Genomic DNA, 25687 nt, shown 5'->3' on the forward strand with positions numbered 1-25687 from the left:
GAATTGAGCTGATCCACTGACGTGAAAATTCTCATTTGCGGCCAAACTGGCCAAGTCTCTCGCGAACTTCAGCTGCGACTCGCGCCATCAAACAAGCTGTTTGCACCTGGTCGTGATCAGCTCGATCTAGCGCAGCCAGAGCAAATTCGCCAGCAGATTCGCAGCCTGTGTCCTGACCTGATCATCAACGCCGCGGCTTACACAGCGGTGGATCGGGCTGAGAGCGAACCGCAAACCGCCTTTGCCATCAACGCTGTTGCACCCGGCATCCTTGCCGAAGAAGCACGAGTACTCGACATACCGCTCATTCACTACTCTACGGATTATGTCTTTGACGGCAGTAAGGCAGGGACATACACAGAGGATGATATTCCCCACCCATTGAATGTCTATGGCACAAGCAAACTGGCTGGTGAGCTCGCTATCACAGAGGTGGCTGGAAAATACCTTATCCTGCGTACCAGTTGGGTCTATTCAACACATGGGCGCAATTTCCTGCTGACGATGCAGCGCCTGATGCAAGAAGAAAAAGAGTTGCGCATTGTTTCCGATCAGATCGGGTCACCGACCTGGGCAGGTACTGTAGCCGATAGCACTCACAAGATCATTGAGCGCTGGCAGACGGGTGGCGCCGGTAAATGGGGTACGTATCACCTGACCGCACGCGGAGAAACCTCTTGGTTCGGCTTCGCTCAAGCCATTGGCGAAGCTTTGCGCCAACAGGGCAAACCTTGCGCGAACTTGCTTCCCATTCCTTCCAGCGAGTATCCGACCGCGGCCGTTCGACCGCTTAACTCGCACCTCGATTGCAGTCGCTTGCAGCGTGAATGGAGCGTAGGTCAACCTAAATGGCAGGACGCGTTGCACGAGTGTCTGGCAGCGCAAGCCTAGTATATGATTGAAGAAGCTGAGAACTGCCCTTAAAAACTTGCCTTTGATCGCCATTGTGATTAAAGCCTGAATTGCTAGCCTTCAGAATCTACGCAACTGTCAACTGTTTATAACGTCAAAAATTTTAGCGGCCCGGAGCGTTACGTGAGCATCGAAAAGATCCAGTTCAACCGACCTTATATGACTGGCCGGGAATTTGATTACATTGAACAAGCAAAGCTAGGCAATAAATTGGCAGGGGACGGCCCCTTCACGAAGAAGTGCCACAGCTGGCTAGAAGAAAACACCGGATCAGCAAAAGCCCTACTTACGCATTCATGTACTGCAGCGCTCGAAATGGCCGCTTTACTGCTAAATATTCAGCCCGGTGACGAAGTCATCATGCCTTCTTATACCTTTGTCTCCACTGCAAACGCTTTTGTTTTAAGGGGCGCAGTTCCTGTATTCGTGGATATACGGGAAGACACTTTGAATCTCGATGAGCAACTGATTGAGGCAGCCATTACAGTTCGCACAAGAGCAATTGTCGCCGTCCATTACGCCGGGGTCGCTTGCGAGATGGACGCCATTCTCGAGATCGCCCGTCGTCATGGCTTGAAAGTTGTGGAAGATGCCGCCCAAGGTGTCATGGCGAGCTATAAAGGACAGGCATTGGGAAGTATTGGTGATCTGGGGGCTTTCAGCTTTCACGAAACCAAGAATGTGATTTCTGGCGAGGGTGGGGCCCTATTGGTCAAAGATCCTGCCTTGGCATTGCGTGCTGAAATCATTCGTGAAAAAGGAACGGACCGTAGTCGATTTTTTCGTGGAGAGATCGATAAGTACACTTGGCAGGAAGTGGGCTCTTCTTACCTACCGGGTGAACTGATTGCAGCATTTCTTTGGGCTCAACTGGAAGAGGCGGAAAATATAACTTCACGGCGCCTGGCGAGCTGGGACCGTTATCATCGTTTGCTGGCCGCGGCCGAAAACAAAGGCACCTTGCGTCGCCCAATCATTCCCACAGAATGCAAACATAACGCTCATATGTATTATGTTTTGCTAAACCCGGAAACTAATCGGCAAGCGGTACTGAACAGATTGAAGCAAAATGAGATTGATGCTGTTTTTCATTACGTACCGCTGCATTCTTCACCGGCCGGTCGACGCTATGGACGGGCACATGATTCGTTGTCCGTTACCCATCGGCAGTCGGAATGTTTAATTAGACTGCCGTTATGGGTAGGCCTAAGCGATGTGCAACAAGACAAAATCATAGAATGCTTACTGGAGGCTGCTAAATAATTCGCTGATTAAAAAAAGGCCTCTGCTTCCGGTGCCCATACAAAACTAGGCACCGGGCGTAGAGAAGTCCGATTCGGAACCACAAACAAAAATACTATGCATACCTGAATAGGAGACCGATAGGATCTGGGTTAAGTCCCTGAGTTACGAGCACTGAAGTAAATCCTGCCAATCAGCTCTTTTTTCAACTCAACACGAGCTCTCGTCAAACGCGTACCCAAGCTTTGCTCCAGGGTGATAGTGATACCAGCCATTTCATCATTTATCGGCCAAGCGGCACTCTCCCAACGGCAAAACACCCACTGACTGTCACCGGGTATTGTGTATACCTGATAGTGCAATGCCTTATTCATTGAAACTAATATCTCGATCGGAGAAATACCTGAGGGTGTATCAATGAGCCTAATCACTTTCTCAATTGGGGAAATTTCGCAGCGACTAGTAATCAAAGATTCATCAAAAGGAACTCGCATTTTGACGCTATCTTTATTCTCAACAAGCCCACCCTCATAAGGAACGCCTTCTAAATCAAAAAAGCAGGTGGCGATAGGTTCTCTGTGTACGGCCAAAGGCTGGCCTTTCTCCCACCAACTAAATACAAGATTTTTTGCCGTCATTTTGTTAATGGAAAAATTCAAATTTTGAATTGACTTTCCTTGCGCCCTTTGTGCGACAGCTTCCATCGAAGCAATTAACATATTCGCACCCTGAATATATTCTCTACTACCTTTTAAGCATAGCGACAATTCTTTAGATGTAATCACTGTAATTTCCTTAGATGCGCGGTCATATTAGCCCGGTGACTGATGGCAAAATTTCCGGAAACGACAGCCCCATCCCCTATATTGTTGATGACTACGGAGCCCATCTTTATTTGTGCGCCATCACCAATGATCAGCCCTTGGGCCACGGAGCAAGATGTTCCCATCCATACTCCCGTTCCCACTCGGGTCCTACCGGCAATAACCGTATTGCCAGAAATTACAGAGTTTCTTCCGATGACAGCGCCATGGCCGATATTGGTCATTATTCCAATCTGACAATTTTCTTCGATCGTCGTAGGCGTTTGAAACAGCGCTTTAGCAATTACCGCACCTGCCAAGATCTGGCAGCCTGCTCCAATCTTCACACCACCTTGGTGTTTAACAGTCATCAGAACGCCGCAATCGTCACGCAGCGTGATAAGCCCTTCTGCACCGAGGACTGCATTAGACCCAATGTAAACATTGTCCTCAATGACCACATTGTCTTCAATAACCGCGTTGGCCGACACTTCGACATGATCGCCGAGTCGTGCGCGAGGAGAGATAACCGCGCTCGGGTGAATTTTACAATTTTCTCCCATGACTGGCTGATCTGTCGCTCTACCGTCGATAACCAGAGCCATTTTTTGATAAAGACGGAAGAACTCCGTCCGTGGGTCATCACAAAAAATTAATGTTTTTTCCGTCGTCAGGCTTTCACCCCTGAGAGAGTTTGGGCATAAAATACATGAGACGTTACTGGTAGCTAGCGCGACTTGTAGATAGTGCAAATTTTGGCAGTAAACAAGCGACTCAGGAAGTACGGCATCAATTTCATCTAGATATACAAATCCGCCGCTATTGAGGACGCTTTCGCTCGAAAAGTAATCATGTGCTTGATATCTGGATTTCATGATCATTCCAAGTGTTCTTCGATAATCGGAAACTGACTAAGATTCGTCGCATTCTCTACAAGCCTGCCTAGATATTCCCCCTGAATACCCAATGCCAATAATATATTTCCCGTCAGGAATGAGATCAAAATTGCCAACGAGGCCCATCCCGGAACAGCATGATCTGTAAATAGAGTTCTCAGTGTTATGAAAACAGCAAACAAGATGCTCGAGATACTTACGATAAAACCCCAAATCGAAACGTAACGCAGTGGCAATAATGAATAATTCACGATCAAAAAAGAAATTGTCTTGAACAACTTCCCAAATGTGTAAGTACTGGATTCTCCATCTGCCCGAGCAGAATGGCGAATAGATACATTGGCCATCATCGAAACCGGCACCGAATTGAAAATCATCGCGGCAATATGCGGATGCGACCCTTGGTATTTCACTAATTGCCTGACCACCGCCAAGCTCATTGCTCGATAGCTGGAAAGTGAAAAGCCGGTTGGTTTTCCCATTATCCGGCTGACTAATTTTTGATTAAGTTGGGAAGCCACATTGCGCCATACACTGTGTTTCTTCTCAGCGACTGGAATTTTCCCAATAACAACGTGTTTACCAGCAACTAATTGCTCAATAAATAAAGGCAAGTCTTCTGGATAACATTGTAAATCGTCATCAATGGTTACAACATAGCGTTTGCTAGCATAACCCAAGCCGCAAAGCGTAGCGTGCTGCTGCCCCTTGTTTTTTGCAAAACGAATAACTTTGACACGCGAATCTTGCTCCCGTAGCGCCAACGCAACTGACCATGTTTCATCCGGGCTAGCATCATCAACAAGAATTATTTCCCAGTCGTTGCAAATTTTTTGCAGCACCTGGCTGGCTCTCTCGTAAAAGATAGCCAGCGTGCTCCCGCTTCGAAAAACGGGTACAACGAGGCTGATAGAAACGACATTGTTTACCACGTTAGGCCTCATCTCGATGTTCCGATTTTGTCACTGATTAGGCTGGCCACCTCAGTTCAAAACCGAGTCATTGTAATGGATATTGCTTCTGTAGAAGGGCTGACTTTGTTCTGCGCGCACGCCCCCAGTCGGTCGGCAAAAGTCCCGGAACGGAATCTTGCCAATATACTTCCGACCTAAGAGGTGACTTTTTTCGCCAGTAACAAAACCGATCCACCAAATGGTAGGCGAATGCCTAATTGTATTAACTTAAGCTCCACCTTCATAACAAACTCCAGTATCCGATTGGTTGTATCGGAAATATCAAATTCGCTGTTCTTTTCCGCGTTTTTTTGTCCGCCTCTCTGGCGTGATAGCCACATCAAAGGTACCAGCAAGCTCACGAACGACGTTACGTACTGCACGTCCAGTCCTGCTTTATGAACCCTGTCAACCAACTCTTTGCGAGTGTAACGGCGCACATGACAAGCCCGCTCATCCGCCTCTGACCACAACCAACGATGCTGCGGCACAGTAATCAGTAGGTGCCCCCCTTTTCGAAGGGCTCGAGAAATATTGGTGAGTACCGTTTCATCTTCATCGATATGCTCTATCACATCAAACGCGCCAATCATATCGTAGCGATCGGCATCGCTCATGAGTCGAGCGTCCATCTGTTCAAAGCTAGCCGATGGAATGCGTCGGCGTGCATGAGCCAAGCCTTCTTCAAAATACTCCGTACCAAACAGATCAGCGTCTGGAAACTCTCGAGAGATGCCATCCAACACGAAACCGGTACCACAACCAATCTCCAGGAAATTCTGGAATTTGACGTTTCGGGACTTCAGAACCCAGAGAATCAGCCGATTTCTGGCTCGAAACCACCAGTGCCGTGCCTCCGAAGACGCCAGCGAATCAAAAGCAACCTTGGGGAATGGTTTGTGTCCAGAGTTCATCGTATCCACTCTCTATTCAATTTGATTTATAGCGATGATTTTCCCGGAAGCCACTCCACAAGTAAACAACGGCACCGAATACTGCCGGGAGAAGGGCCATAAGTGAGTAGTTCACAAGCGAAACGCCGACAGCAATGTGAGGAGGAACGCCTATCATTGAGTAAAAATAAACAAAAAAACCTTCGCGAACCCCAAGACCACCGATGGTAATCGGGACTAATGTCAAAATAGCGATAACCGGATAAAGGGCAAAATGTTGCATAAAAGGAATATCGTAGCCGTAGGCACGAAAAACAAAGTAAACCACGGAGATAAGCGAACCTTGATAACAACTTATCAGAACAATAGAGGGCAACAGCGCTTTTTTGTAAGGAAAGTTAATTGCTCCGGCGTGAAGCTTTTCAGCATAACTCATTATCTTTTGGATAATTTGATATCGAGACTGAAAACCGCTGTACCAGCAGTGAATCCTCTCACTTACTAGAATGAACTGCGCTGTTACCGCGCCCAAACTTATAATCGCAACGAGAGTTACAAGTAATGAATAATCGCCTGACACCGGTAGAAATGGCAGCGCTACAATAGTGAATGCACAGAGCACAAGCAGCCCCATCATTCTCTCCACTACAACCGTGCTACCCGCAGCACCACGTTTTTGCGGGTTCCGTTGCTCTATGTAGAAAATTCGAAAAGCATCAGCCCCTTGCGATGAAGGCAGAATCAAACCCTGAAACTGGGATAGAAGGTTAATTTTCCAAAGCGTAATCAGGCGTTCATGTATTCCATTAAGCCGCAAAAAAACTTGCCATCGATGGACGGAGAGAAAAGTACTTAACGTCAGCGGGATCACAGCCGCAACCAAAATAAAATACCAATTAGAAATCTCTGCAACTAAACTTTCGAGCTTTATATCAAACCTGAAGATCAAAAAAATGCCAATGGCAAGGGCGACAAATAATTTGGCTATAATTGCAGGCATTATGAATGCTCAAGAGTGCAGACATCATCGACGGGCGGAATTAAGCCCCAAACATGGACAAAATAAAAAAGCAAAACTAGACCACCATTAGAGATAGTACGTAGTATAAGCCAGCATGCACTGGCCTATACCATTCTTTCAGACAAGCCTATCACTTAAATAATCAACAAACTCATTAATTGACCTAACCTTATCAAGATCACTGTCTGGAATTTCAATTCCGCATGAATCTTGGACATTCATCACAATGGTAAACATCCCCAAGGAATCAACACCTTGATCCGTAAGGCTTATATCCTCGCGAAGCTTTTCAGCATTCGGCACCGACGCATCGGAAATAGCTTTAATAACAATTTTCTTAATATCGACCACGCAAGCCCACTCCTAATTGATTTTTTTGCATGTTGAGAACTATTTAATACTAACAAACATGATGACAGCTTGTTTTTGGAAGGATTTTGCCACATTTTCCGTTCGAGGAACACCGGGAGAAAAATGCAATGGCTATCCCTTAATCAAACCATCATTGATCGTCAATTACGAATTGACCATTCCGATTGATTGGTACCCACCTTGTTCGCCGCTCAAATGCATAGTTTCCTCCTGTCGGGTAAACCGCGGGTCATAGATACTTGCAGCCAACGACTGGAACCTGCACGGGCACATGGCACGCCCCTCCGCCCTGCCCTCAACTAGTGCGCGAAATGTAGAAAATTAGAGTCTATCATCCTTGATACGACAGCTTTAAGCCCTTTACGACTGCCATCACAACACTGGCACGCCCACTGCAAACGCCCTCCCCCGAGCTTTCCAATCCGTTCAGGGAGCAAACGCATGAACACACAACTCAAACCCACGCTGGGAACGCTACACCTGTGGGGCATTGCGGTCGGGCTGGTGATTTCCGGGGAGTATTTCGGCTGGAGTTATGGCTGGGGCGTTGCCGGCACGCAGGGTTTTCTGGTGACCTCATTCATGGTCGCCACCATGTACACCTGTTTCATCTTCAGCTTTACCGAGCTGACCACCGCCATTCCCCATGCGGGCGGGCCGTTTGCCTACAGTCGTCGGGCCTTTGGCGAGAAAGGCGGATTGATCGCCGGGCTGGCCACCCTAATCGAATTCGTCTTCGCCCCGCCGGCCATCGCGTTGGCCATTGGTGCCTACCTCAATGTGCAATTTCCCGCCCTCGACCCAAAGCACGCGGCGGTCGGTGCCTACATCGTGTTCATGGGGCTGAACATTCTTGGTGTGAAGCTGGCGGCAACCTTTGAACTGGTGGTCTGTGTACTGGCCGTGGCGGAGTTGCTGGTGTTCATGGGCGTGGTGGCGCCGGCCTTCAGCTTCAGCAACTTTGCCCTCAACGGCTGGGCCGGGTCCGATGTGTTCGGCGCACCGGCGATTGCCGGAATGTTCGCGGCGATCCCGTTTGCGATCTGGTTCTTCCTTGCCATCGAAGGCGCGGCCATGGCTGCCGAAGAAGCCAAGGACCCGAAGCGCACCATTCCAAAGGCCTACATCAGCGGCATCCTGACACTGGTGGTGCTGGCCATGGGCGTGATGTTCTTTGCCGGCGGCGTCGGCGACTGGCGCACCCTGTCGAACATCAACGACCCGCTGCCACAAGCAATGAAAACCGTGGTCGGTGAAAACTCCGGCTGGCTGCACATGTTGGTGTGGATCGGCCTGTTCGGCCTGGTCGCAAGCTTCCACGGAATCATCCTCGGTTACTCGCGGCAATTCTTCGCCCTGGCCCGCGCGGGTTACTTGCCGGCGTCGCTGGCCAAGTTGTCACGCTTCCAGACACCGCACCGGGCGATCATTGCCGGCGGCGTGATCGGCATCGCGGCGATCTACAGCGATGGCCTGATCAATCTCGGCGGCATGACGCTGACGGCGGCGATGATCACCATGGCGGTGTTCGGCGCCATCGTGATGTACATCATGAGCATGCTCAGCCTGTTCAAACTGCGTAAAACCGAACCGAACCTGGAGCGCACATTCCGCGCGCCCTGCTACCCACTGGTGCCGTTCATTGCACTGCTGCTGGCAGTGGTGTGCCTGGTGGCCATGGCCTGGTTCAACACGCTGATCGGGCTGATCTTCCTCGCGTTCATGGCGGTGGGTTTCGTGTACTTCATGCTCACGGCGCAACTGCGTGCGGACGCACCGGCGGATGCGATGTTGACCGGTCTGTGATGCAGCACGGGTGATCCTGGCATATCAGGCATAGAATGGAGTCATTGCGATGGAACCCTTGGGAAATCACATCGCTCAAAATGATATGCACGAGCACATGGCGAAACCTTCGCCATGTGACCTGCCTTCAAGGAGAGTCCCATGCCCTGGTATGCCTGGTTAATTCTGGTGATAGCCATTGGCTCTATCGTTGGCGGTTTGATGATGCTGCGTGACACCGCCAACAAGGTTGAGCTGACCGATGAACAGCGCAAACGCGTCGCCGAACGCAACGCGGAAGCGGACGCCAAGGAAGCGCAGGACCGCTGACAAACAACTGTGGCGAGGGAGCTTGCTCCCGCTGGGTCGCGCAGCGGCCCTTGAAGTCCCTCGCACATTTTTTGCGCCCGCTGCGCGGTCGAGCGGGAGCAAGCTCCCTCGCCACAAAAGCGTTTCTATTTCTCCCAATCGGCCTTGGCAATGTGCAAGCCATGGAGTCCTTTATAGGCCGCGCGTTCCGGCTGACTCCAGCCCTTAAGCAACGAATCCTCCAACCGATAAATCTCCACCCCAAGCGGGCGACACACGCTTAGCGGATCCTGCGCGTCCGGCCCCCACATCGCCAGTGACAAGTCTCCGCCCGGACAGGTCGAGAGCGCGCACAGCAGATCGATCTCGGCAAAAAACTCCAGATAGTCACCCTTCTGCGCCGGACAAGCTTTCATGAAGTACATGTCGTCGTGGTTCAGGCCCGTGCACTGGAAAATGTTCAGCACGTCATGCACATCGAATTCGGTCAGGCCGTGGGGCAATACCGCACGGGTCAGGTTGGAGTGACAGTGATGATGGAAGTCTTCGCCAGTGAGCATTTTATTCACATAGGGATCACAGCGCGTGCCGAGCAAATCGTGCAGGCGACCGCCGTGTTCATCGATGCCATAGCCGGCCAGGCTGTCATCGGTGATGGTTACCAACGGTCGCAGAAACGGCAGGTTCGACCACAGTCGATCGTGAGTGCTGACATGGGCGCCTTGCAGCTGCCGGGTACGTGACGCCCACAACCGTTCGCGGGGATCGTGGGCATTCCAGACGTTGAAGTCACCCACTTGCGGGCCAACAGGCGTCGTGACCCTGAACACATGCCCGGCGGGAACCTTCCAGGCGCGACCGGTGCGGATCGGCACTTCGAACGACTCGATCAGCGTGCGTGCGTCCTTCGCATCGCGCACCCGCTCATAGAACGCTTTGTCCACCTGCAGGGCCGAACCTTTGCTCACTTGATAGGCCGCCGGATAGTCTTTGTACATGCAAGTACCCCTCGATCAGTGATGTGAAGATGCAACCAGAGTAATCACTATTCGTGCCAGGACTCGAACGCGTTCGAACCAAGATCCACGCATCTGCATGCTTTTTAGAAGTAGAAGTACAGTCACCATCCAATTTTCATTGGTTACTATGGGGGGCATTGATGTGGAGATATCAGATGCGTTACTCGCAGGACCATAAAGCCCAGACCCACCAACGCATCATCAAGGAAGCTTCAGAACGCTTTCGCCGTGACGGTATCGGCGCGACCGGCCTGCAACCATTGATGAAGGCGCTGGGCTTGACTCACGGTGGCTTTTATTCGCACTTCAAGTCCAAGGACGAACTGGTGGAAAAGGCGCTGCAAGAAGCAGGCAAACAGGTGGATGGGTTATGTGCCCAGATATTCGCTTCGGATCGCCCGCTGGAAGTATTCATCAATACCTACTTGTCCGAATGGCACCAGACCTCGCCCCATGAAGGGTGCCCGCTGCCGACCATGTCGTCGGAACTCGGCATGCGCGGGCAGCCGAGTCCCACTTCCGATGTGGTGCTGAATGCGCGCCTTCAACAAATTCAGGACACGCTTGCGGGTGAAAACACGGTAGAGCGCAGCATCGTCATCATGTCGACACTGGTGGGTGCTTTGCTGCTTTCGCGCAGTGTCGAGAACCGCGAGCTGGCCCAGCAGATTCTCGACGTCACGCGCACCCACTTGAACCAGTCCGAGACTAGTCCTTCCAGCGTTTGAACAACACGCTGGCATTCACCCCGCCAAAGCCAAAGCCGTTGGACAATGCGTACTCGATGTTCATCGGCCTGGCTTTACCGTGAACAATGTCCACGCCTTCGGCGGCAGGGTCCGGATTATCGAAATTCAGGGTCGCCGGTACGATCTGGTCCCTAATTGCCAACAGGGTGAAGATCGCTTCAATCCCCCCCGCCGCACCAAGCAAATGCCCGGTTGCCGATTTGGTCGATGTCACCGCAATCTTGTTATCCGCACCGAACAACGACTTGATCGCCGCCAACTCTCCGAGATCCCCAACCGGTGTTGAGGTCGCATGGGCATTCAGATGCTGAACCTGTTCCGGCGAGATACCGGCCTGAGCCAACGCCAGCGACATCGCGCGACGTGCACCACTGCCATCCTCCGGGCCTGCGGTCAGGTGATACGCATCTGCGGTGGTGCCGTAACCCACCAGCTCCGCCAGCGGTTGGGCACCTCGGGCCAAGGCGTGTTCCAGTGACTCGATCACCAGCAAGCCCGAGCCCTCCCCCATGACGAAGCCATCGCGCCCACTGTCGAACGGCCGCGAGGCGCGCTCCGGGGTGTCGTTGTAACCACTGGACAACGCACGCGCCGCTGCAAAGCCGGCAAGACTGACCCGGTCGATCGCCGCTTCGGTACCACCACACACCGCGATATCCGCTTCACCGGAACGAATCAATCGCGCCGCATCGCCGATCGCCTGCACCCCGGCGGCACACGCCGTCACCGGCGCACCCAACGGCCCCTTGAAACCGTGCTGAATCGACACGTGCCCCGCTGCCAGGTTGACCAGAAACGATGGAATGGTGAACGGTGACAAACGCCGTGGGCCACGGCTGTCTGTTGTGCGCACGGCATCGGCAATCGCACCGAAACCACCCACACCCGAGCCGATAATGGTCGCCGTACGTTCCTGGGCGTCGGCAGTCTGCGCCTGCCAACCGGCCTGCTCCAACGCCTGACGCGCCGCTTCCATGGCGAACAGAATGAAACGGTCCATCTTCTTCTGTTCTTTGGGCGGCGTTGCCCGGTCCGGGTCGAACCCCGCTTCGGCATCGTCCGCCACAGTCGGCACCGCACCACCGACCTTGGCCGGTAAATCGGCGACCACCGCATCCGGCAGGTTGCGCAACCCGGAACGCCCGGCCAACAGGCGTGCCCAGACCGCTTCGACCCCGTTACCCAGCGGAGACACCAGGCCCATCCCCGTTACAACCACTCGACGATCACTCATACCGCAACTACCTCATGCCGATTGACGGCGCTCATTTGTAACGCGCAGCGGCCTGGCTTTTGGAAAGGTTCGGTGCCATGACCAGACGTGCCGCGACAAAAGCATCCCAGTCGGCAGCATTTGGCAGTGACGGAATGGTCACCAGCTCACCTTGATCCAGGCCCGACAACGACGCGTCGACCATTTCACCCGCTTCCATGACCATCTCCGCCGGAATCTGCGTAGCGTCGATTCCGGAGCGCTCCCAGATTTCGGTACGCGTCACGCCGGGCAGCACAGCCTGAACCTTGACCCCGGTGCCATCGAGCTCGGCGTTCAAGGATTGAGTCAGGCTCAACACATAAGCCTTGCTGGCGCTGTAAGTGGCATTGAAACGCTCGGGGAACAACGCCACCACCGACGCAATATTGATAATCGTGCCGCGGCCAGCCTTGGCAAAACTGGCTGCTGCCGCCGAGGCCAAACGAGTGACCGCCGTGACGTTCAGCTGAATCATTCGCTCCAGCAGGTCGGTATCGGCATTGGCCAACAAGCCATCCGCCGCGACACCCGCATTGTTCAGCAGCAGGCTGATGCTGGAATCGCTGCGCAGACGCTGCTCAAGCTTGAGCACGTCGTCCTTCTGCGTCAGGTCCGCTTTCAACACTTCGACCTGAACACCGTACTCATCCCGCAACGTGCTCGCCGCTTCCTCCAGCCGCTGCTGATCGCGAGCGACCAGCAACAGATCAAAACCACGCGCCGCCAGACGCTGCGCATACACCGCGCCGATACCGGAAGATGCACCAGTGACGAGGGCCGTGCCTTGGGACTGAGTAGAAGTCATGACTATGCTCCAGGGAAATGCTTGAAGGGAAAGCCAAGCGCCTGAGGCTCAGGACGCTTCGACGGAAATCGAATTAATTATAGGCATAATTTAAGCAGCGTATGATAGCCATAATTTAAATAGAGCCGACAAAAGGCAAATCCTCGCAGCTGTGGCCAGAATGCAAAAAGGCCGATCAATGACCGGCCCCTGGCGCTGACTTACAAGCTTAGTTCACCTCTAGCTTCTCGCGATTTTTATCCAGAATGGCTTTGCCAATTCCCTTCACCTCGAGCAGTTCGTCAATGGACGCAAAAGGTCCATTGGTTTCACGATACGCAACAATCGCCTTGGCCTTGGCCTCTCCCACACCGGCCAACTCGCGTTGCAAGGTGGGTGCATCGGCAGAATTCAAATTAATCTTACCGATTTGCTCTTTTGTTGACACCTGATGTGCCATCGGAGCAGTTTCACCCTCCGACTTTGCCGCAGGCGCTGCAATCCCTGCAGCTGAGAGAGTGGTGAGTAGGGCAAAAACCAAGGAAGAGATAAAGCCTGTACGCATAAATGACGCTCCATGACATTGATTTTGGAAGCAGCTTTCCGAAGCTGCTTCCTTAATTTAGGCACTGGATGAGCGTTGTCAAAATTGAGGTGGTAACAGAGTGTGAGGAATCAGCGAGCGTCAAAAAGTTGATCTCTCCTTCTCTCACATTGAGCCATATAGGGTGACAGGCCGCACGAAAGACAGACACTAGTCCCATCCACGTACTTCACTAAGTCCTCAAGTAGTGGTAGCTTTACCCACTTTTTTGTCGTGCAAGCCGGACTTCTCCATGAACAAAGCGTTAAAGGAACACTTTCAACTTCTAATGCCTATGGTGTTTATCTGCGCCTTGCTTAGTGGAATATTCTTACCAATTTACTCAGATGAAGTGGTAACGAAATTTAAGATTGCACGCTTTTTTCTAGAAGAAGGGCAAATGCTATCATTTTTCCCACAATGCACGACTACTGTCGGCCACGAAGTAGCATGGGTTTTTTATCCAGCCGCAGCTTTGATTTCTTCTATTTACGCCTATTTGGGCCCGTTAGGTTTACGAATTAGCGGAATTGCACTTGCGTTAATTTGGTTCGCACTTTTGGCGTACTGGTGCTTAAGGCAGTCGAAAAATAGCTGGAGTGGACACTTTACACTGCTGGCAGCCCTCGGTTCACTCGGCGTATTACCGTATCTTTGGGTGCTATCCCGCCCCGAACAGTTCATGTTCCTGCCCATTCTAATTTTCTGCATCGCTGCGATGCACCCGCCGATAAATGTTGGGAGGTGGCAACAGGTAGGCGGCACCATTGCACTGGCGGTGCTTGGATCAGTATTTTTCTATGCACACTCTAAAACTATTTTTTTCACACCCTTTTTCTTAGCATCCGCATGGATTAGCACAAGAAATTTTAACGTATTTCTTCGTACCGCACTGATTATTTACATTATAGCTTTGAGCGTACAAGTATTGCGCAATGCAAGTTTACTAGGTGGGTGCACCGATGCACCTGCCATTCAGGCAATGCTAAACGCAAACAGTTTAATGCCAAGTCAATTATTGAAGGATCCTTATACTTTTTTCTCCCTGATCTGGGAAAACACCATACAGTTCCCCCATCGCCTGCTTGTACACCTCACCTTCACCCCAGACTTCCAATCGGGTTGGCTACCGCCATTATCCGATGACAACGCGTTATTAAGATGGATCAACCCGCTTATCTATTACACTCTTTTCCTGTTGGTGATAGGCACCCATTTATTCGCACTAGGGATAGCTCTAAAATCTCTAGTGCAGCGCAACATATCAAGCGCCACTCTTTTAGCCGCACTGTTAGCCGCGGCTGACCTCATAAACATTATGCTTTTCAAGCTTCAAAATTTTTATGCTGGGACCCAATACATACCGATCTCGATAATAATACTAGCATTACTACTTCCAAAAATATTAGAAACATCAAAGTACGCAACATTCAATACAGGCATTCGAATAGCTCACGTATTTATAACCGGACTGTCGCTCACATCTCTATTCATTTTATTTTATTCAATAACCCCAACATTAATCAAAAATTCTGATTATGAATACGCATCCATCCCCGGGCAACCTTTATCTATACCCGTAATGGGAGTGGAGAACCACATCAAATCAATTCAAGAATTAGGCAAACTTTGCCATATACCAGAAAGCAATGCGAAGCACGTAGTAGTCGATCATATGACTTACTTTCATTACCTGAAAGACAAAAGTCCTACGCATGTTCTATACGTATCAGAGTTAGGATACGGCGGCGATCTTACCGACGGAAAATTACTGCCCTTCTTAAAAAAACAAAATAGCCCGGGCATAATAACCAGGTGTGAATGGATGCCTAAAGACTTTAAGAATAACCAACAAAAAAACGATCGTGGTTACTGCTGCATAAACTTAAACAATCAGTAGCTAGAAACAACGTAATTGCTCCATGAAGCCCACATTTGAAGCCGTCAGTTGAAAACCGATGCTGTGCTCCCGATCTCTTCTGGAGCCAGCAGCTCAAGATGCATCCAGACGCCGCGACGGAACCTTCTGCGCCCTGCTGGTCGAGTAGTCAAACAAGATAACGGGATGATTCGGTGGCCCACCGGTTTGCACCCACATCCACCATTGATTGGTGGGCTCTCGATCTGGCTCTTTCATTACCTGGACACGCGTTTCATCGCAGTGGTTGACGTGGCTCTCCAATAGCCGGTCGCGCATCAAATTAAGCAAGGGCTGCTGGTGTTCACTGCACTGGATAATCCAGCGCCCAAGGTATCGACGCCGTGGCGACTGAGGACTTTTTCGAAGCGCTGAAGTGGCAAACCGTCGTCGTATTTGGTTGTGAGCAACATCGCTAACACTCTAGGCCTGGCTATGCTTTTTTCGAAATGAAACTGAACACTCATTTAGGCGAGAATGCTCGCCATAGAGGAGTCTGATGACCAAATACCGTTCCTTTTCTGCTGAATTCAAACGCGAGGCCGCCGGCCTCGTGCTCGATCAAAGCTATAGCCATATCGAAGCCTGCTGCTCGCTCGAATAGTCGAGTCAGCTTTTGCGTCGCTGGGTCAATCAGCTGCAGCAGGAGCGCAATGGCGTCACTCCGCAAAACAAAGCGCTGACGCCTGAGCGGCAGAAAATATAGGAACTGGAAGCTCGAATCGCCCGCACTGAGCGGGAGAAATCCATTTTAAAAAAGGCTACCGCGCTCTTGATGTCAGAAGAGTACAAGCGCACGCGCTGATTGATCAACTGAATACCCAAGAGAGGGTCGATTGGCTTTGCGCAGTCCTTGATGTCACCCGTTCGTCTTACTAAGCCCAACTCCTCAGGCGCGGAACTCCAGACGTTGAGCGGCTTCGGTTGCACAGTCGGTCAGATCGGTTTTGTTCCAGCAACTGAACTGGTACGGCACCTGGCAAACGCTGGCATATTCTTCGCCACCAGGACTTGGGTCTGCCGTCAAACAGCCAGTTGCGGATGGTCCAAGCTATGGCGATCTGAATGACTACATTTTCGTCGCGGGCTTCGCCCCATATGGTCCGCGCGAGGATGCCGCGATTTTTTCCGGTAACTGCCATCACTTTTCTCCAGAAAAAAAACACCCGATCAATGGCGGGAAACGTTGGTGGTGCTGGTACGATGCGCGGCGCCCAAGCGGGGCTTTTTTTTAAATGGATATCTCAACAATGACCGCCCTTTCTGAAGCGCCCCTGCCGGCGCTAGACAAACAGCCCATACACCCGAAATACCGGCCCGACATTGACGGACTGCGCGCGATCGCGGTTCTATCTGTGGTCGCGTTCCACGCTTTCCCATCCCTAATACAGGGTGGTTTTGTTGGCGTAGACGTATTCTTCGTGATCTCCGGATTTCTTATCTCGAGCATAATTTTCGGAAGTCTTGAAAAAAACAGGTTCAGTTTTTTAGACTTTTACACCCGTCGAGTTAACCGAATTTTCCCCGCGCTTTTACTTATGCTCGCTGCAACATGGGGATTCGGGTGGTTCAGCCTGCTCGCTGATGAGTACACACAGCTGGGCAAACACATTGCCGGCGGAGCTGCGTTCGTATCGAACTTTGTGCTATTGGGGGAAGCCGGCTACTTCGATAATAGTGCTGAGACCAAACTGCTTTTGCACTTGTGGTCGCTCGGTATCGAGGAACAGTTCTATCTCGTTTGGCCACTGATGGTTTGGGCAGCATGGAAAATACGAGTCAACGCGTTAATCCTGATCGTCCTTGTAGGCGGAATATCATTTGCCCTGAACATTTTAAACGTGCACTCCGATTCCGTTGGGACCTTCTACTCCCCTCAAACACGTTTCTGGGAATTGCTAGTAGGTTCGTTGCTGGCTTACGTTACCCTGCACAAGCATCAACACTTCCAAATCTGGAGAGAAATAAGCGGCCAGACGGCCCGAAACATCTTGTCTATAACAGGGTTGACGCTTCTTGCCACCGCCTTCGCATTGACCACAAAGAGCAATCAATTTCCCGGCTGGTGGGCGGTGCTGCCAACGCTCGGTGCCGCACTGATCATCAGTGCCGGACCATCCGCATGGCTCAACAAAAATGTGCTATCCAGTCGACTGTTTGTCTGGTTCGGGCTGATCAGCTTCCCGCTTTATCTGTGGCACTGGCCGCTTTTGACTTTTGCTAGAATCATTAACAGTGGCACCCCATCAATAGAAATGCGCTGTAGTGCGATTGTAATTGCCATTGTACTGTCTTGGTTAACCTATCGACTGATAGAGCTACCGCTTAGAAATATTTCATCGAAAGTTCGGGTGGTTTTTTTTCTTGCCTTCATGGGCGCGGTTGGAACCATAGGTTATATCACGTTCACAAGCGGGGGATTGACCAGCCGGCCTACGGTGCAAAATTCAAAGGCCATTAACGAACAGTTTGTGGCCACCACTGGATGGAAATATGCAAAAAATGATACATGCCTAACTCGTTACAATTTTGAGTACGCTAAAACACTTCCATGGTGGTTCTGTTCTACCAATAGGGATCAACCTCCAACGACCGTGATCATCGGTAACTCCTATGCAAACCACCTATACCCAGGAATTATCCATGCAACTCCTGATGCCACTGTTTTATCCATGGGCACTTGCGATGCTGGTCATATTGTAAATGCCGAGTTCCCTGGGAACCCTTGCTCGCTCGATAGCCCGAAGCGGCAAAATGAATACATTGATAACATAATAAAATCGTCCGGAACTGTAAAAACTGTAATTATCAGTGGGATCACTCTAGTAGACGATGAAAGTTATGCTGAGAAGCTTTCCTCTCGGATATCCTACATGGATAAACTGGGAATAAAAGTAGTAATTTTCGTGCCACATTTCACACTTGGATATAATCCCAGAGCTTGTTTTGCACGCCCATTCAAATCACCCGAGAAGGACTGCAAATTCGGCCTTGTAGTTCGAGAGCGCTTGCTACATATTTTTAATGGACTTGCAGCGAAAATAACCAAACACAATCCAAACGTTTTGTTTTATGACCAAAACGAAACTTTTTGCTCCAACAGCGGATGCTCAATGGTTATTGATGGAATGCCTGCCTATCGGGACGAGTATTTCCACTACTCTGAATACGCCAGCGACCAAGTTGGTAAAAACTTCATCAAATGGGCTGAGAAAAACGGAGTTAAACTAGACTAGGCTTAACGCATTAGGACGCCAGCTACCGTCACTGGCGTCCGACCTCCGTACATAAACATAATATGATGCGTCACTTTACCCGTTTCGACTCTAGAACGCTTTCAATCTCTAAGTTTTACTCATAAAGCTCTTCAAGGTCCGACCCTACATATGGGTCTTGAGGTAAAATAAAAACAATTTCAATCTTTCCATGAATTCCATATTTTAAAGGGGTGCAAGCCATCGATGGATTTACGAAAGTCGACGGGCTTGGGGGTAGAGGTAAATTTTTCGACTTTTGCGTCGGGACACCAGAGTTCCTGCTAAACAAAGCGAAAAATAATGCATCTAAATGACGTCGCATCAATCAATTGAAAAAGCAGCTTCATTCAAAGCTGCCTTCAATGTTGTCAGTGGATGTAAGACATCAGTAACCGTATTATTGCGATCTTTCAATCAATCAAGGTTCGAGGCGACGTTGCTGGTAGATCCAGTCAACGATATCTCCATCGGGGGTATAACCACTGACGGTCTCTCGCAATAACTGTCGTACATGAGAATAGTCGTCTTGCTCAACGGCCTTCAACAGCTCGCTAAGCCTCGCTTTCAGTACCTCCCAGTTTAGATAGTCTTCGTTGGCGGTCATGATCATCGGGTGCTGAGTAGCCGCTACGTTATCACCAATAAGCAGCTCTTCATAAAGTTTCTCGCCTGGACGTAGCCCAGTAAACTGAATGGAAATGTCACCTTGCAAGTTCTTCTCCGACCTAACACTTAAACCGGAGAGATGGATCATTTTCTCTGCGAGCTCGACGATTTTAACGGGTTCGCCCATATCTAGCACAAACACATCCCCGCCCTGCCCCATTGAGCCGGCTTGAATCACTAATTGCGCAGCTTCCGGAATTGTCATGAAATAACGGGTGATTTTAGGATGGGTTACCGTCAAAGGCCCACCTGATTTTATCTGCTTATGGAACAGCGGTATAACCGACCCAGAAGATCCCAACACATTACCAAAGCGAACCATTGTAAAACGAGTTTTGTTCACCTGAGACACGTTAGTCTTATCGCCAAACATTACCGGTGCTACTTCTCGGCTCAAAGCTTGCAGCGTAAGTTCCGCCAACCGTTTGGTACTACCCATAACATTAGTGGGACGAACAGCCTTATCTGTAGAAATCAGCACAAAGTTCGATACACCCGCTTGAAGAGCTGCCTGAGCAGTATTCAATGTACCAATAACGTTGTTCAATACTCCTTCAGCGATGTTATGTTCGACCATCGGGACATGTTTGTACGCTGCTGCGTGATACACCGTATTCACATGCCATGTCTTCATAACATCCAGTAGTTTGCCCTGATTACGAACAGAACCGAGAATCGGTAACAAACGCACCGAAAGAGATTCACGTGCGATACGTTGTTCCAGTTCCGCCAGAATGCTGTAAAGATTGAACTCACTGTGTTCGAATAATAAAAGCGTAGTAGGCTGCAATGACAGAATCTGACGACAAAGCTCAGAACCAATAGAACCGCCGGCTCCAGTGACAAGAACCGATTGGTCTTTGATGCAATGTTCAAGCAAATCGGCCTGCGCTGGCACTGTGTCCCGACCGAGCAAATCGGCGATATCGACTTCCTGAATGTCATCTACCTTTACCCGGCCGCTGGCAAGGTCCATAAAACCAGGAACGCTGCGTACGTGTAGCGGGAATCTTTCCAGAAAGCCAAGAATTTCACGACGTCGTCCACGATTGGCCGACGGCACCGCCAACAGTATTTCCTGAGCTCCAGTGTCGTCTATCATGCGTTGAATATGCTTGGGTTTATAAACCTGCAAGCCAGAAATCACGCGATCTACAATGCTTTTATCATCATCAATAAATGCTACCGGGCGCATCGCCCGCCCCATACGCAAGGCAGCAACCAACTGATTACCTGCGGCGCCGGCACCATAGATCGCGACACGAGGCAGTCCGTCGTTCCGATTGGTAAATGGCACATGCTGAGCAGCTGCAAACCAATCCCCGAGAAAGTATTGGCGCATGGCCAGGCGTAACCCGCCGACCATAATCAGACTTAGCCACCAGTAGTTAAAAATTATTGAACGAGGTACAACATATTGATGGTTGCTGTACCAATACACGACAACCCCAAGGATTAGCGAAGACAGGGTAACTGCTTTGATAATCGCTATGAGCGCATCGTTACCGAAGTACCGCATGACCGCGCGGTACATTCCGAATCGGATGAAAAGAGGTATGGATACAATTGGCGCAGACACAAACAACCAAAAGTGCTGAGTAAAGGGATTGACCATTTCGTCAATACCCAAGCGAACGATAAACGCCATCCACAAGGATAGCCAGACAAGCAGGCAATCGGTGATGACTTGTAAAATGCGCTTACGTCGCCGCGGAAGGCTTAACAAATATGCCCGTATATTATCCATAAGCCTATTTCACACTCCTGAACGCTTCTAGCTCTGAATAACTAATGTCAGATATTCAGATATTTGAACACTGGAACAGCGGTTATAACCCCATCAACTGGAAAGAAATGCACTTTAGGCTTTCTCCAGTTCGCCGGCGTGAAACTTGATAGCGAGCGAAATGAGGGGAACATAGGCTAATACCAGACCAAGCAAACCATTGAGGCCAAAGACTCCAACACACAGAGCAATCGGAAGCAACCAAACCATATTAATGACCACTACACCGAGCGTCACCGGCAGATGTCGCCCGACTTTACGTGAGGCAAACTGATAGCCATGGCTGCGATGCGCTTCATAAACTTTATCGCCCCGGATAAGGCGCCGAATGAGGGTATAGGTCGCGTCAACAATGAATACACCTAGCAGGATCAACCAGGCCCAGAGCAGCTGCGACGACACCCAGGCTGCCTGAATCGAAATCGCACCGAGCACTACGCCTAAAAACCCGCTTCCTGCGTCGCCCATGAAAATGCGTGCGGGAGGGAAGTTCCAGTATAAAAACCCGCCAACTGCCATGGCCAACAACGCTGGAATCCACATCAGACCTTCGAAACCGCTGAGCCAATAAATGAGACAAGCGCCGAAGCAGACAGAGATCGCCTCTACACTGGCAATACCATCGATGCCGTCCATGAAGTTGTAAAGGTTAAGCATCCAGACAAGGTAGAAAGCGGCCAAAATACAACCCACCCAACCAAAATCGATGCTCATGCCGAACATGGCAATCGGCGGAAAACCTCCCAACCAGAACAATGCCCAGGCCGCGGCACAAAAGTGACCAAGCAGACGCCAACGGGCAGCTATGTGACCATGATCATCCATGAAACCGATAACAGCTACCAATGCCCCTGCGCCACCTATTGCCACTAGTGCCGGTAGGGTATCCAATTTTGCCCATGCAAGCACTGGCAACACCAGCAAAAACGCAAGAACTATGGAAACACCACCTCCGCGAGGAGTAGGGATAGAGTGAGAGCTTCGTGCGTTTGGAATATCAATAATGCTGCGAGCCAAAGCATAGCGTCGCAAAGCTGCGGTCAATGCGAACGAAATACCAACCACCGCCGGGATCAGCCACCAATAGATCATTGCTTTTTACGTTCCTGAAAATTTTGTGCCGTGGCTTTCAAAGCGTCATCCACAGAAACAATGGGAGACCATCCGAGCAGTGAGCGCGTCTTGCTGATATCTACTTGCAATGAGCCACACAGTCGGTTTGATAGTGACTTCTTACCCAATAATATAGCGACACCGCTTAAAGCCCTGGCGGGGATTGGCAAAAGTCGCGCGGGTCGGTCGAGAGCTGATGCCATTTTCCGCAGAAGCTGGGTTGTAGAAAGATCGTCACCATCACTGACAAGGAAAGTCTGATTAGCCGCCGCTGGATGACTGATGCAGGTGATAATCAAATCCACGAGATTATCCAACGCCACAAGACTGCGCTTGTTATGGATAGAGCCAAAAGGCAAAGGGATGCCTTTATCGAGCCAATTCATCATACTCCGAAAATTGGCTTTGACCCCAGGACCATAGACTAAGACTGGTCGAATGATGACGACTTCCATCCCGGACTCAGCGGCAAGTTCGCGCAGTCCCCGTTCCGCTTCCATTTTTGAGACCCCATACGGGTCTGCTGGCGCTGGAACATCTTGCGGCGAATAGGCGACACCCGCAGGTGTGCCCTCTCCATTGACTTTAATGGAACTAATAAAAACAAAGCGGCGGACACCGGCTTTGAGGGCATGGCGCGCCAGATTCAGCGTACCTTCCACATTGACCCTTCGAAAGGCCCCCAAAGGATCAGCCTCCGCATCATTCATAACATGAACGCGAGCCGCGGCATGTATAACAACATCTACACCGTCAAGGCTATCCTCCCAGGATGTAGCATCATCAAAACTTTCAACGTGGACAATCTTGATATTATCTTCGAGTAATTGAGGCCCGTTACGTAAAGCCGCAACAACCGTGTATTTTTCGGCAACCAAACGCTTTAGTATTGCCCCGCCCACGAAACCGGTTGCACCGGTTAGAAATATAGATTGCGACATTATTTGACAGCCCTTCGTAAAGTCGCTTCGCGAAATAGTTTTTCCAGACGGAGCATAAGCGTCGATTTCGAAAAGTGGCGCAAATAATAGGAACGGCCGGCTTGCCCCATTAGTTCCCGCTGAGCGACGTCAGTAGTTGCTAACTTTAGAGTGATGCTTGCAAGACCCTGGGTATCACCGGAGGAACAGGCGAAACCGGCACCGGACTCTTCGATTATCCGTGCAGCCTCACCATTAATCATTCCCAATATGGGTTTGCTCGAAGCTAAATAAGCCTGGACTTTGCCAGGAATAGTTTTCTCGAACACATCGTTGGTTTTCAAAGAAACCAATAGCGCATCGGCACAAGCAAATAGACTCGGCATAGCACTCAGTGGATGGCGCCCTAAAAGCAGGACATTATCCAGGCGTCTTGACTCGACTTGCTCGCTCAGCCATTCGCTCATGCGCCCGTCCCCTACAATCACCCAACGGACAGGAACTCTGCCTTTTAACAATTCTGCTGCATCCAACACTGCTGGGAAGTCCTGTGCCTCCCCCAAATTTCCGGCAAAAACAACAGTAAAAACGGAGTTATCGCGCTCAAGCAAACTAGATGATACTGGTGATGGAGATGAAAAGTCGTCTTCTGCCCAACTCGGGAAATAGACAAGCCGGTCTGGAGAGATCTCTTTGGTGCAATATAGCTTTACATTGTCTACGAAGCCTTTAGATTGTAATAGCAAATAATCCGCGCGATTATATATCCACGAAACCACTCGCCCAACCATTGCCAACAAATTGGGTTGTCGAAGTACACCAACGGCTCGAAGTGTTTCCGGCCAAAGATCGAGAACCCAGATGAATACGGGTGCGTTTTTCATTCGACCTATGATGACTGCCGGTATAGCCGCCATTATAGGAGAGACTGCATAGACAAAAACAGAATCAAACTTCTGCCCACGGAGTTTTATAGCACCTATCGTTGAGGCGCTGATAAAGAACGAAAGATAATTTAAAATCAGATTTAGACTTCGCTTACCTCTCGGCATAAGCGGAACTCTGACAACACGAGCACCAACGTATTCCTTGAAATCATCAGGGTTTGCTTTATATTCGGGAAAAACGCTGCCCTCAGGATAATTTGGAAAACCCGTAAGCACAGTGACTTCATGGCCAGCTTCAGCAAAATCACGAACTAAATCGTTAATCCGCATATTTTCTGGCCAAAAATATTGAGTAACAACTAAAATCCTTAATTTACTCTCCATCATCCCCGTAACTCAACTAGTACTTTTTCCAGACAACCCGATTTACATAATCACGATAACTGTGGACGATCCGCACCACCTTTTCAGCCACGTTTGGCATGCTGTAGTCTGCCACCAGGCGAAGGCCGCGTTCCTCATCCCGAGCCTGCCCTTCCAAAATCTGCAAGCCTTGCATTGCACGCTCCACTTCCAAGCCGACCATCATTACAGCAGCCTCCTCCATACCTTCTGGACGCTCGTGCGCTTCCCGAATATTCAACGCTGGAAAGTTTAGAATAGAAGACTCTTCGTTAATTGTGCCGCTATCAGACAGTACAGCCTTAGACTCAACTTGCAGTTTATTATAGTCCTTGAAACCCAACGGTTTGAGCAGCTTTACATTTTTGTGAAAAGTCACACCCATAGCATCGACACGTTTTTGTGTGCGTGGATGAGTTGAAACAATGACCGGACAACCATAATGCTCTGCAACAGTATTTAGCACATCTACCAGTTTTTTAAAGTTTACATCGGAATCGATATTTTCTTCGCGATGGGCACTTACAACAAAAAACTTGCCCTTTTCCAAACCTAGACGCACCAGTACGTCCGACGCCTCAATACCATCACGGTAAAAATCGAGTACTTCAAACATCGGGCTACCCGTCTTGATAACCATATCGGGAGACAGCCCTTCACGGAGCAGGTAATCACGAGCAATCGAACTGTAAGTAAGATTAATGTCTGCGGTGTGATCGACAATGCGGCGATTGATCTCTTCCGGTACGCGCATATCGAAGCAGCGGTTGCCAGCTTCCATATGAAAAGTTGGAATCTTACGGCGTTTGGCAGGGATCACCGCCATGCAGCTATTGGTATCACCTAAAACCAACAATGCTTCGGGTTGTACCTCGGCCAATACCCGATCAACAGCGATGATCACGTTACCGATAGTTTCCGCACCGGTCGCACCCGCCGCGTTAAGAAAGTGATCAGGTTTGCGGATACCCAGGTCCTGAAAGAAAATTTCGTTCAGTTCATAGTCATAGTTCTGACCTGTATGAACCAGTACATGATCACAATATTGATCAAGCTTGGCCATCACACGTGACAAGCGGATGATTTCTGGACGGGTACCTACAACCGTGACAACCTTCATTTTTTTCATTGTAAACTCTACCTAATCTATCAAAACGGAACG

General features: G+C 50.1%; 22 protein-coding genes and 3 pseudogenes. 8 read left to right on the forward strand and 17 right to left on the reverse strand.

The window, feature by feature from the left end:
• Positions 1-21: 21 nt before the first annotated feature.
• Positions 22-891 carry a dTDP-4-dehydrorhamnose reductase gene (gene rfbD / locus KHO07_RS20145; RefSeq protein ID WP_212625307.1) on the forward strand — a complete coding sequence of 290 codons (870 nt, stop codon included), beginning with the start codon at positions 22-24 and terminating at the stop codon, positions 889-891.
• 144 nt (positions 892-1035) lie between these two features.
• On the forward strand, positions 1036-2175 hold the full coding sequence (gene rffA, locus KHO07_RS20150; RefSeq protein ID WP_212625308.1) for a dTDP-4-amino-4,6-dideoxygalactose transaminase: 1140 nt from the start codon (positions 1036-1038) through the stop codon (positions 2173-2175).
• 131 nt (positions 2176-2306) lie between these two features.
• On the opposite strand, the gene KHO07_RS20155 is transcribed toward rffA, so the two are convergent.
• From KHO07_RS20155 to KHO07_RS20180, 6 genes are all read right to left on the reverse strand, one after another.
• Positions 2307-2939: a hypothetical protein gene (locus KHO07_RS20155; protein WP_212625309.1), complete on the reverse strand. Its 633-nt coding sequence runs from the start codon at positions 2937-2939 to the stop codon at positions 2307-2309.
• Positions 2936-3832 (reverse strand): DapH/DapD/GlmU-related protein, encoded by an 897-nt coding sequence (locus KHO07_RS20160; RefSeq protein WP_212625310.1) that lies wholly within the window; start codon positions 3830-3832, stop codon positions 2936-2938. Before KHO07_RS20160 ends, KHO07_RS20155 begins: the two co-directional genes overlap by 4 nt.
• Before the next feature lie 2 nt (positions 3833-3834).
• Positions 3835-4785, reverse strand: a complete 951-nt coding sequence (locus KHO07_RS20165; RefSeq protein WP_212625311.1) for a glycosyltransferase family 2 protein — start codon at positions 4783-4785, stop codon at positions 3835-3837.
• 176 nt (positions 4786-4961) lie between these two features.
• Complete coding sequence (locus KHO07_RS20170; protein ID WP_212627665.1) at positions 4962-5720, reverse strand: class I SAM-dependent methyltransferase; 759 nt, start codon at positions 5718-5720, stop codon at positions 4962-4964.
• Positions 5721-5736: 16 nt separating this feature from the next.
• Complete coding sequence (locus KHO07_RS20175) at positions 5737-6699, reverse strand: lysylphosphatidylglycerol synthase transmembrane domain-containing protein (RefSeq protein ID WP_212625312.1); 963 nt, start codon at positions 6697-6699, stop codon at positions 5737-5739.
• Positions 6700-6837: 138 nt separating this feature from the next.
• Positions 6838-7071, reverse strand: coding sequence for a phosphopantetheine-binding protein (locus tag KHO07_RS20180; protein ID WP_212625313.1), 234 nt, complete (start codon positions 7069-7071; stop codon positions 6838-6840).
• Between the two features lie 462 nt (positions 7072-7533).
• On the opposite strand from KHO07_RS20180, the gene eat reads away from it, so the two are divergent.
• Together eat and KHO07_RS20190 are read left to right on the forward strand one after the other, a co-directional pair.
• Positions 7534-8898, forward strand: coding sequence for an ethanolamine permease (gene eat / locus KHO07_RS20185; protein WP_212625314.1), 1365 nt, complete (start codon positions 7534-7536; stop codon positions 8896-8898).
• Positions 8899-9039: 141 nt separating this feature from the next.
• Entirely contained in the window at positions 9040-9207 is a 168-nt protein-coding gene (locus KHO07_RS20190) for a DUF2897 family protein (RefSeq protein ID WP_150732426.1), read from the forward strand.
• Positions 9208-9332: 125 nt separating this feature from the next.
• Here the strand turns inward: KHO07_RS20190 and KHO07_RS20195 are convergent, their stop codons facing one another.
• Entirely contained in the window at positions 9333-10184 is an 852-nt protein-coding gene (locus KHO07_RS20195; RefSeq protein WP_212625315.1) for a DUF1989 domain-containing protein, read from the reverse strand.
• Positions 10185-10360: 176 nt separating this feature from the next.
• On the opposite strand from KHO07_RS20195, the gene KHO07_RS20200 reads away from it, so the two are divergent.
• Positions 10361-10933, forward strand: coding sequence for a TetR/AcrR family transcriptional regulator (locus KHO07_RS20200; RefSeq protein ID WP_150732423.1), 573 nt, complete (start codon positions 10361-10363; stop codon positions 10931-10933).
• Here the strand turns inward: KHO07_RS20200 and fabF are convergent.
• From fabF to KHO07_RS20215, 3 genes are all read right to left on the reverse strand, one after another.
• The gene (gene fabF / locus KHO07_RS20205; RefSeq protein ID WP_212625316.1) at positions 10914-12188 is read right to left on the reverse strand and encodes a beta-ketoacyl-ACP synthase II; all 1275 of its coding nucleotides are present in this window, start codon (positions 12186-12188) and stop codon (positions 10914-10916) included. The two genes, KHO07_RS20200 and fabF, sit on opposite strands and share 20 nt — an antisense overlap.
• A gap of 31 nt (positions 12189-12219) precedes the next feature.
• Positions 12220-13014, reverse strand: a complete 795-nt coding sequence (locus tag KHO07_RS20210; RefSeq protein WP_212625317.1) for an SDR family oxidoreductase — start codon at positions 13012-13014, stop codon at positions 12220-12222.
• A gap of 208 nt (positions 13015-13222) precedes the next feature.
• Positions 13223-13558 (reverse strand): helix-hairpin-helix domain-containing protein, encoded by a 336-nt coding sequence (locus KHO07_RS20215; RefSeq protein ID WP_212625318.1) that lies wholly within the window; start codon positions 13556-13558, stop codon positions 13223-13225.
• A 271-nt stretch (positions 13559-13829) separates the two neighbouring features.
• On the opposite strand from KHO07_RS20215, the gene KHO07_RS20220 reads away from it, so the two are divergent.
• Positions 13830-15476 carry a hypothetical protein gene (locus KHO07_RS20220; RefSeq protein ID WP_244858235.1) on the forward strand — a complete coding sequence of 549 codons (1647 nt, stop codon included), beginning with the start codon at positions 13830-13832 and terminating at the stop codon, positions 15474-15476.
• A 102-nt stretch (positions 15477-15578) separates the two neighbouring features.
• On the opposite strand, the pseudogene KHO07_RS20225 reads toward KHO07_RS20220, so the two are convergent.
• Positions 15579-15940, reverse strand: a pseudogene (locus KHO07_RS20225) (transposase); the annotation flags it as partial.
• A 53-nt stretch (positions 15941-15993) separates the two neighbouring features.
• Here KHO07_RS20225 and KHO07_RS20230 point away from each other — a divergent pair.
• Positions 15994-16310 (forward strand): annotated as a pseudogene (locus tag KHO07_RS20230) (transposase); the annotation flags it as partial.
• Positions 16311-16434: 124 nt separating this feature from the next.
• Here KHO07_RS20230 and KHO07_RS29245 read toward each other — a convergent pair.
• Positions 16435-16636 (reverse strand): annotated as a pseudogene (locus tag KHO07_RS29245) (cell wall hydrolase); the annotation flags it as partial.
• Positions 16637-16744: 108 nt separating this feature from the next.
• Between KHO07_RS29245 and KHO07_RS20240 the strand changes: the two are divergent.
• The gene (locus KHO07_RS20240) at positions 16745-18730 is read left to right on the forward strand and encodes an acyltransferase family protein (RefSeq protein ID WP_212625320.1); all 1986 of its coding nucleotides are present in this window, start codon (positions 16745-16747) and stop codon (positions 18728-18730) included.
• A 439-nt stretch (positions 18731-19169) separates the two neighbouring features.
• On the opposite strand, the gene KHO07_RS20245 is transcribed toward KHO07_RS20240, so the two are convergent.
• The 5 genes from KHO07_RS20245 to wecB form a co-directional block, all read right to left on the reverse strand.
• Positions 19170-21164: a nucleoside-diphosphate sugar epimerase/dehydratase gene (locus KHO07_RS20245; RefSeq protein ID WP_212625321.1), complete on the reverse strand. Its 1995-nt coding sequence runs from the start codon at positions 21162-21164 to the stop codon at positions 19170-19172.
• A gap of 114 nt (positions 21165-21278) precedes the next feature.
• Positions 21279-22295, reverse strand: a complete 1017-nt coding sequence (locus tag KHO07_RS20250; RefSeq protein WP_212625322.1) for a glycosyltransferase family 4 protein — start codon at positions 22293-22295, stop codon at positions 21279-21281.
• Entirely contained in the window at positions 22292-23257 is a 966-nt protein-coding gene (locus tag KHO07_RS20255; protein ID WP_212625323.1) for an SDR family oxidoreductase, read from the reverse strand. Before KHO07_RS20255 ends, KHO07_RS20250 begins: the two co-directional genes overlap by 4 nt.
• Positions 23257-24510: a glycosyltransferase family 4 protein gene (locus KHO07_RS20260; protein WP_212625324.1), complete on the reverse strand. Its 1254-nt coding sequence runs from the start codon at positions 24508-24510 to the stop codon at positions 23257-23259. Before KHO07_RS20260 ends, KHO07_RS20255 begins: the two co-directional genes overlap by 1 nt.
• Positions 24511-24523: 13 nt before the next feature.
• Positions 24524-25654 (reverse strand): UDP-N-acetylglucosamine 2-epimerase (non-hydrolyzing), encoded by a 1131-nt coding sequence (gene wecB, locus KHO07_RS20265; RefSeq protein ID WP_212625325.1) that lies wholly within the window; start codon positions 25652-25654, stop codon positions 24524-24526.
• Between the last annotated feature and the right edge of the window lie 33 nt (positions 25655-25687).

The organism is Pseudomonas sp. PP3 (genome assembly GCF_905336995.1).
GTDB lineage: Bacteria > Pseudomonadota > Gammaproteobacteria > Pseudomonadales > Pseudomonadaceae > Aquipseudomonas > Aquipseudomonas reinekei.